Raw genomic sequence first — 8,614 nt, 5'->3', positions numbered from 1 at the left:
GCAATTTGGTATTTTATTCATCACTATAATCAATCATTACTTGTTTAGCACTACCTAGTATTAAACTTAAACTGTATCTCACTATCCTCAAAATCCTCAAAAGTGCTGTAAGTAGAAAAATTTTTAATCCTGGTAAAACTTGAGATTACCTAATTTTTTTACTACCTCCATCTGCTATAGTAAATTCTATAAATTCCAAATTTCGTATTTTCTCCTTTATCATCAGAAAGCAAACTATTAGCAAATTTTATTATTAAGTCTGGCGAAAAGTATTTTTATAAGTCAATTATCTTGTATATCACCACATTCTGACAAGTATAGAATTATTTTTAATAATTGGTATTATTAGGTAGATAAAAGAGCAAGCAAACTCATAATTTTTCAATAAATTTTATTGATTTACTTTATTCTGCGTTTTTTCTGATGTAATAATATTCCTAATTATTCTGATACCTTTCTGATAGCCCTCTAATATTCTCTAAAGTCTTTTATATTTTTTGAACAACTGTGTCTTGAATCTGCTTTCCTTTTTTTGATTTTGCCATTTTTCAATTTATTTATGTTTAGATTCATTATGAATTTCAATTTTAGTATTTTGGCTTTTTAAGTTTTGAGTCAACTTTTACAACTGATAACTGAAATGACCTACATAAGTTTTTTGACAACTAATAATTAATAACTGATAACTGATAACTGAAATACCTCCTATTCTAATAACTGTTTAAGCTTTTGTTCCTGCCAAAGTAACTGATATAAACCTGATTGCCCTACTAACTGTGCATGATTTCCTGCTTGCACAATTTTCCCTTTATCCATCACAAAAATTCTATCTGCAGTAGCAGCAGCAGACATTTGATGAGAAATAAAAATTACAGTTTTCTTTTGAGTTCCTGTTGATAAATTTTGCAAAATATTAGTTGCTGTCTGATTATCTACACTGGAAAGTGCATCATCTAAAATTAATATTGGCGCATCAACTAATAAAGCTCTTGCTAATGCCGTTCTTTGTCTTTGTCCTCCTGATAAAGTAATTCCTCTTTCTCCGACTATCGTTTCATATTGTTGGGGAAAGTTGAGAATTTCTGTGTGAATTTGTGCTTGTTTGGCAGCAAATTCTATTTCTGTTTGTTCTTTTAATGGATCTCCATAACGAATGTTATTTTTAATAGTTGTACTGAATAGAAAACTTTCTTGGGGAACGTAAGCGATCGCCTTGCGTAAATCTTCTAATTTTAGTTGAGTCACATCATAACCATCTATAAATAGTTGGTCAATATCAATATTTAAAAGTCGAGGTAATATATTTGCTAAAGTTGATTTACCAGCACCAATAGGTCCGACAATAGCAATAGTTTCTCCTGGTTTAATCAGAAAATTAATGTTGTCTAAAGCAGGTGTTTTACTACCTGGATAAGTGTATGTTAATCCTTGGCTTTTTATCCAACCTTTTACTACTTGTGGAAAAGTTAGAGGTGATTCATGGTCTTGAATTTTTGGTTCAACTGTGAGAATAGCTTCTACACGGTCAATACTTACTTCTCCTCTTTGATAAGCAGTAATTGTAAAACCTAATAATGCGGTGGGAAAAACTAAACGCTCAACATAAAGAATTAAAGCTACAAAATTACCAACTGTTAATTCGCCAGTTTCCAGGTAACTTGACCCATTAACCAGTAATATTAACAAGCTTAAACTTGCTAAACTAACGAGAATAGGAAAAAGAATATTACGAGTTCTTGCTAAATCTAAATTTACATCTAAAAGTCGTTGATTATATTGACTAAAAGCTTGTCTTTCATTTTCTTCTTGAGCATATATTTTGATTAGAGAAATACCATTCATATCCTCTTGAATCAAATCACTCATATTAGACAGTTCTTCTTGCACAGCTAATTGTTGACTTTGCAGTTTATTGCTAAATATTTTTACCAGTATTAGCATAATAGGATAAACAGAAATTGCTAATAGAGTTAACCGCACATTAATAGAAAGCATAACTGGTATGGTTAAACCATAAGCAAAAATTGTATTGCTAATACTTAATACTGCAAAACCTAATAGTCTACGGATATTATCAACGTCACTTGTAGCACGGTTAATTAAATCTCCAATTGTATTATTACTAAAGTAGGATGGTTCTAATTTTAAAAGTCTATTAAAAATCTTTTGTTTGATGTCAAATTCTACCTGTCGCCCCACTCCAAATATGAGAATGCGGGAGAGTATTCTAATTACCCACATAATGGAGGCAAAAATTACAATTGTCAGCACATAGTATAAGAATTCATTAAATTTGGTTGCTACTTCCAAATCATCTATAGCTTGACTGATTAATTTGGGAATATAGATTCCCAAAGTATTGACTATAAGTAGGGATAAAATTCCTAATGAAGACCTTCGCCAATGAGGACGTAAGTAGGAGACTAATTTTTGGAGTCGTAGTTGAGAAGATTGAGCCATAATAGTAATGTTATATTTTAGATAATGCTATGATTGTAAAAACTTAAATATATATAGAAAAAAAATTGATGTTTGATTCAACAAAAAGGTAGTTACTTGTCTATCCAAACAATCTGTATCAAGTAAATGTATGACTACTAAATAATCTTGTCTGAAATTAAACTCAAAATATTACTACAATGATATTAATATCTTGACTATAATATTTGCCATAATAGGATTAACAAATATGGGCAAGCAATTTTCTCTTACATTCAACGTAAAAGACGATAATACTATTGAAACTGATTCTCTTAAAGTTAAACTCGAATCTCCCAAAAAGAAAGAACAAAAACCACCTCCAGGACAAGATTTTGTGACTCTATTATTACTTATATTTTTAGGTCTTTGGTTTATTGTTACTTTTTTAGTACCAGGTGGTCAAAAAAGTATAAATGACCAACCACCTACACCTACATCTGAACCTGCACCTGCTAATTCAGAAAATAATTCAACAGCTAAATACCCTAGTAATTATGACCAATTATAAATATCTTTTGAAGAATATTGAGATAGGTTGACCACAATTTTTTATAACAAATTTGAGCAACCAAATTTGGTATAAGAGACTCTTTGTCAAATAAGTATTAAGAGAGATGCGTAGTGACTAAAATATAAAAGCAGTAATACTTCAAGGGATTGAAATCTGATAGATACCAGAAGTGTGAGGTACATATATTCCTAAATTTTTAAGTGACAAATAGTTGTCTTGATTTCTTCCTCCCGATCCCAATTCCGAATTCAGAGATCCCAATTAACAGTTCCCTGTTCCCTATATCCTTTTTATATTTCCTGATACATTCAATCTCTAACTATTAATAAAATGAAAATGCCCCTTTCTCTCAAAATTTTTAAGCGGGGCATAAACTAAATTATATGAAAGAACAAAAAGGTTATTTAGAAACCAGGAGCTAACCAACCGCGTAGGAAGTAATAAAATAATGCCAAATATTCTTCCCAAACTTCAGTAGTTAGTAAAAGTGCTTCTGCTTTAGGTAGAAAATCTGCTAGTACAAAACGATAGGAAGAATCTTCATAAGGATTGACAGTATTAAAATCTGTGGGAGCGGGAATAACCCTCATTCCTTCTTGAGTAAAAGTTAAACTACCACGACGAATCTGAATAGCAGAAGTAACAAGAATAACCACAGGTTCTAAACCTCTTTCATCTAATATGTCACGAGTTTCAATCGCACTTTCATGCAAAGTTGCTCCATTTGGTTCAAGAATAATAGCCCCTCTTGGAACACCCAATTCTACTAAAACTCTCTTGATATCTACAGCTTCAACTGTATTAACATCATCTTCAATTCTTGGACCAGCACTTACTATAATGTAAGGAGCTAAACCTTTTTTATATAATTGAGCCGCATAAATAATACGCTCTGCCGTTTTAGTAAGCTGAATTTGTATTCTATCTGGTATTATTGGTTGAGTTGTTCCTTGACCTAATAATACAATCGCATCTGCTGTTTCACTGCAACAAGCTGAGGAACCAACTACTTCTATAGCATCTTCTTCTGCTTGTTGAGCTATCCAGACAGCAAATACTGGTGCACTAGAAATTATCAGAACTATCAAGGCTGTAATAATCAGAGTTGGTGCTGGATTTTTTATCCCACCACCCGATATTAGAGTAGTGGCATAAACCAACAATATAATCGAAAAACCAAGCGGTTTAAATGCAAAAGCTAGAAACCTAAAAACAGCAGCCCCCACGGGACTATCTGGTGCATAAAATGCCAGTATTAACAGAATAATTGAAAATACCAGTAACAACTTAGAAATTAAGTTTTTCTTATCACCACCTGAACTGTCCCAAAGTGATTTAATTATACAAATTAATAGTATACAAAATACTATTCTGGTTAAGATTATCAGCATATTTTTTTGATTTTTGTCCTGAGAAAATTGGGATTTTTTGCTCAATCAAGTAATTGTATTGATGCAACATTTTCCGTATATAAAAATAAAAGTCAACTTATTTTATCGATACTTCAGTTGATAATTAATTGCTTCTGTGACTGTTTGGATTACTTTAACACGAGCATAACGTTTATTATCACCCGCAATTAAAGTCCAAGGAGCGGTTGGTGTACTTGTACGCTGAATCATTTGATTTACAGCTACTTCGTAAACTTGCCACTTTTCTCGATTGCGCCAATCTTCTTCCGTAAGTTTATACTGCTTAAAAGGGTCGTTTTGTCGCTCAGTGAACCGCCTTAGCTGTTCTTCCTGGCTTAGATGTAACCAACACTTGACCAAAACATAACCTGCAGTGGTCAATTGTTCCTCAAACTCATTAATTTCCCGATAAGCAGACTGCCATTCTGATTCTGTAGCAAATCTTTCCACTCGCTCCACCAATACTCGACCATACCAACTGCGGTCAAAAATACCAATTTTTCCTGCTTCTGGCAACTTTTTCCAGAAACGCCAAAGATAATGATAGGCTTTTTCCTCCTCCGTTGGTGCAGCAAAAGCATTAACTACATAGCTACGAGGGTCCAAATTATCCGTCAACCGCTTAATTGCCCCACCTTTACCAGCAGCGTCCCATCCCTCAAATATGATTAAAACAGGTATTTGATGTTTGTATATTTCTAATTGCAATTTACTTAAAAGCTCTTGCTGCTCATTTAAAGATTTTTTGTACTGTTTTGGCGACAAGCATTGGGTCAAATCTACTTGAGCCAAAAAATCTTGTTCGGTGGGTTTGAGTTGTTCTTGAAGAGGATTATTTGGTCGTGGTACCCTAATATGCATTTGGTCTAAAGCTTGAGTCAATATTGATACCATTTCTGTCAGGACTTTGACTCTTGCCCAACGTTGAGAGTTTCCTTCAACTAAAGTCCAGGGAGCAAATCCTGTGCTGGTATTAATCAGCATTTCCTCCGCAAAAGCAGTATATTTTTGATAATTTTTAGCTTGTTGCCAGTCTTGACTTCTGACTCGCCAAGCTCTCAATGGGTCATCAGCGGTTTCTTTGAGACGCTTCTTCAGTTCTTTTTTGCTCAGATGAATCCAGAATTTGGCGATCGCTGCCCCATTATCGACCATCTGACGTTCAAAAGCATTGATTTGTCGCATAATTATTGGTATATCTGCCTCTGACACACTTTTCAACAATCGGTCTTCTAGGACATGGGTGTACCAACTATGATAAAATAGGCCAATTTGTCCTGCTCTAGGAATTCTTTGCCAAAACCGCCACAGGAAAGGATATTGCTCCTCTTGTTTTGTAGTAGGCCAAATTGGATGAACAACAAATCCCCGTGGGTCCATATATCCGACTATTTGTTTAATTAGAGCGCCCTTACCTGCTGCTGCCCAACCCTCTAATACTATCAGCATAGGTAATTTATTTTGCCAACAAGCTGTCTGTAGCGATCGCAACTGTCGCATCAATGTTTCTAGCTGTGTTTTGTAGGTATCTTTGTCCAGGGAAAGGTCTAAGTCCAGAGTCTCTAACATCACTTTAATTAGTATAGTAGTGGGAATTAAGCATTTTTCAGCACATTAACTTTTAATATAGAAAAGATGAAACCAAAGAGTTCAACAATTAATAATTAATAATTAATAATTAATTATTATCTCTCCTTTTCAAGGAGAGGATTGACTAATCATGAAAATTTTTTCTTGTTTCTCCTTTAAAGGAGAAGCTTTAAACCTTAATTATTCGGTAGCTCTTGAAGAAGAACCACCTAATCCACCTTTTTTTAGTTGATTTTTGTCTATATATATGTCATCATATCATTAGTTTGATAGTAAAGTTATGAAAGCTAGACTTAAGTATCGTATCTATCCAACACCGGGACAAAAATACCAAATAGCTTTGCTAATTGGTTGTGTCCGTGTTGTTTAGAATGATAGCCTAGCTTGTTGTTAAGAAAAATATACTTTAGGAGGTAACAAACCCACTAACTCACAGCAGCAAAAACAGTTTATTACCCAAGTAAAAAAGACTGAATATAGAGAGTGGCTTAAAGAAGTTTATAACATACCATTGCAGCAGTCTTTGAATGATTTAAACCAAGCTTATAAAAACTTTTTCAAATCAACAAAAGGCCAGAGAAAAGGTAAACCTGTTATGTTAAGCCTCCTAAATTCAAAAGCAGGAAATCAAAACAAACTGCAAGATTTACAAAAGGAGGATTTAAAGTTGATCAACATAAAGTTTATTTAGCCAAGATTGGAAAGCTGAAAATAGTTTGGTCAAGAGAGTTACCTGCTCCTCCATCATCAGTAACAGTAATTAAAGATTGTAGGGGCGATTCGCGAATCGCTAGATATTTCTTGAGTTTTGTAGTAGAAATACAACCAGAAATCTTACCTCAAACTGACAATTCAGTAGGTATAGATTTAGGCATTTCTACCTTTGCTACATTTAGCGACGGTACAAAGGTTGATGCTCCTAAGCCACTGAAGAAACGAATAAATAAGTATAGAAAGTTAAGTAAGTCATTATCTCATAAAACTCAGGGGTATAAAAGGTATGAAAAGGCAAGGTTTAGAGTTGTTAAGTTCCATGCAAAGTTAAAAGATACAAGAACTGATTTTCTGCATAAATTATCTACTGAAATAATTCGTGAAAACCAAAAAGTTGTTTTAGAAGTATGACAATGTATCTGGTATGGTGAAAAACCGTAAATTATCCAGAGCGATTTCAGATTTAGGTTGGAGACAATTCCGGACATTCCTAGAAGGAAAAGCAGAAAAATACGGTCGTGATTTTAGAGTAATTAGTCGTTGGGAACCTACTTCTCAAAAATGTTCATGTTGTGGTTTCCGTGGAGGTAAATTAGACCTTCAGGTGCGAGAGTGGGAGTGTCTCAACTGTGGAGCAAAACACGACCGAGACAAAAATGCAGCAATAAATATATTAGTCGCGGGCGGGCAGTCTGAGACAAAAAACGGACGTGGAGGCAAGCGTAAGACTACCGCCAAGGCAGCAGCAGCCAATGAAGCGTCAACCCGCCGAGGAGCTTAGGCTCGGTAGGAATCCCCGTGCCTTTAGGCCGGGGAAGATGTCAAAGACCCTAGGGCGTGTCATCAATTAAAGATGTTGACATTAAAGGTATAGTATGCTTATGAAGAATAACTATAGGAATAACATACATAGGACTGCTCTAAATGACTACACCTTATGGCTTGGGGCATGACCAATGGGAACCCATTCAAAATTTACTACCAGGGCGTGAAGGGACTCTCGGAAGGACAGCAAAGGACAACCGCCTCTTTGTGGAAGCTGTTTTATACAGATATAGGGCGGGAATTCCGAACCAGAGACTTACCAGAAAGATTTGGGGACTTCCGGGTTATCCATACCCGTTTTAGTCGTTGGAGCGGTTCGGGGGTCTGGGAAAGACTCTTTCAAGCTCTAGCTGAGGATGCAGATAATGAATATGCCATGATCGATCCCACTATTGTTCGTGCTTATCAACATAGTGCAGGAGCAAAAAACAGTAGTGCAGAACAGGAAGATATTGGCCGTAGCAAAGGAGGATTGAGTACCAAGATACATGGGGTAGTAGATGCTCTGGGTAATCCCACCCCTAGATTTTTAACTCCAGGCCAAGCATGGGACGCGCGATGGAGCAGATGTTATCTTACCAGTTGTAGAAGCTGAAGCAGTTTTGGCTGAATTACGCTTATGATGCTCAGGAACGGGTAATTGAACCTTTGACCCACAGAGGAATAGAAGTAGTGATCCCACCTAAGAAAAACCGGAAAGAAAGCCGTCACAGGAAATGAGATATTGTACAAAGCACGTCATCTTATAGAAAATTTTTTGGCCAAACTCAAACAGTATCGAGCCATCGCTACAAGATATGACAAGCGTTCAGTAAACTTTATGGGAGGCATTTATTTGGTAGCTTCAGTCATTTTATTAGCATAGCGATCGCCATCGACCTAGAGCATACAATACCCATTTTGTCAATTTTTTAATTGATGACACGCCCTAATATTGATTTTGAATTTTATTATTTTCAGCAAACAGTCTGAGAAACAATTAATTAACAATACTTATAACTTGGTTAAACAAAAATATAATTAAAACCCTTTACAAACCGAAATAAACTAGCTAAAGTATTAATAACGGTCAAGGAACACA

The 8,614-nt window shown here is 35.1% G+C and carries 6 protein-coding genes and 2 pseudogenes; 5 read left to right on the top strand and 3 right to left on the bottom strand.

What is annotated here, in order from left to right; genetic code table 11:
- Positions 1-705 precede the first annotated feature (705 nt).
- Entirely contained in the window at positions 706-2,460 is a 1,755-nt protein-coding gene (locus ACP6PM_RS21340) for an ABC transporter ATP-binding protein (protein WP_426588168.1), read from the bottom strand.
- A 229-nt stretch (positions 2,461-2,689) separates the two neighbouring features.
- Here ACP6PM_RS21340 and ACP6PM_RS21335 point away from each other — a divergent pair, with 229 nt between their 5' ends.
- Positions 2,690-2,989, top strand: coding sequence for a hypothetical protein (locus ACP6PM_RS21335; RefSeq protein WP_426588166.1), 300 nt, complete (start codon positions 2,690-2,692; stop codon positions 2,987-2,989).
- 407 nt (positions 2,990-3,396) lie between these two features.
- Here the strand turns inward: ACP6PM_RS21335 and ACP6PM_RS21330 are convergent, their stop codons facing one another.
- Together ACP6PM_RS21330 and pap are read right to left on the bottom strand one after the other, a co-directional pair.
- Positions 3,397-4,383 (bottom strand): YdcF family protein, encoded by a 987-nt coding sequence (locus ACP6PM_RS21330; RefSeq protein ID WP_426588164.1) that lies wholly within the window; start codon positions 4,381-4,383, stop codon positions 3,397-3,399.
- 102 nt (positions 4,384-4,485) lie between these two features.
- Positions 4,486-5,973, bottom strand: a complete 1,488-nt coding sequence (gene pap / locus ACP6PM_RS21325; protein WP_426588162.1) for a polyphosphate:AMP phosphotransferase — start codon at positions 5,971-5,973, stop codon at positions 4,486-4,488.
- A gap of 301 nt (positions 5,974-6,274) precedes the next feature.
- Between pap and ACP6PM_RS21320 the strand changes: the two genes are divergently transcribed.
- From ACP6PM_RS21320 to ACP6PM_RS21305, 4 genes and pseudogenes are all read left to right on the top strand, one after another.
- On the top strand, positions 6,275-6,364 hold the full coding sequence (locus tag ACP6PM_RS21320) for a helix-turn-helix domain-containing protein (RefSeq protein WP_426588160.1): 90 nt from the start codon (positions 6,275-6,277) through the stop codon (positions 6,362-6,364).
- Positions 6,365-6,654: 290 nt separating this feature from the next.
- A pseudogene (locus ACP6PM_RS21315) lies at positions 6,655-7,119 on the top strand (RNA-guided endonuclease InsQ/TnpB family protein); the annotation flags it as partial.
- A gap of 13 nt (positions 7,120-7,132) precedes the next feature.
- A complete protein-coding gene (locus tag ACP6PM_RS21310; protein WP_426588158.1) occupies positions 7,133-7,489 on the top strand; it encodes an RNA-guided endonuclease TnpB family protein in 357 nt (118 codons plus the stop codon).
- A gap of 143 nt (positions 7,490-7,632) precedes the next feature.
- A pseudogene (locus ACP6PM_RS21305) lies at positions 7,633-8,398 on the top strand (IS5 family transposase).
- Positions 8,399-8,614: the final 216 nt, after the last annotated feature.

The sequence above is a fragment of the Dapis brunnea BLCC-M229 genome, assembly GCF_050015995.1.
Lineage (GTDB): Bacteria > Cyanobacteriota > Cyanobacteriia > Cyanobacteriales > Microcoleaceae > Trichodesmium.
The sequence above is the reverse complement of the archived record's forward strand: the minus strand, read 5'-3'. Positions and strand labels throughout refer to the sequence as shown.

Coding starts and splice junctions, on each gene's coding strand:
- ACP6PM_RS21340 (WP_426588168.1), bottom strand. CDS start 2,460: ATGGCTCAATCTTCTCAACTACGACTCCAAAAATTAGTCTCCTACTTA.
- ACP6PM_RS21335 (WP_426588166.1), top strand. CDS start 2,690: ATGGGCAAGCAATTTTCTCTTACATTCAACGTAAAAGACGATAATACT.
- ACP6PM_RS21330 (WP_426588164.1), bottom strand. CDS start 4,383: ATGCTGATAATCTTAACCAGAATAGTATTTTGTATACTATTAATTTGT.
- pap (WP_426588162.1), bottom strand. CDS start 5,973: ATGTTAGAGACTCTGGACTTAGACCTTTCCCTGGACAAAGATACCTAC.
- ACP6PM_RS21320 (WP_426588160.1), top strand. CDS start 6,275: ATGAAAGCTAGACTTAAGTATCGTATCTATCCAACACCGGGACAAAAA.
- ACP6PM_RS21310 (WP_426588158.1), top strand. CDS start 7,133: ATGGTGAAAAACCGTAAATTATCCAGAGCGATTTCAGATTTAGGTTGG.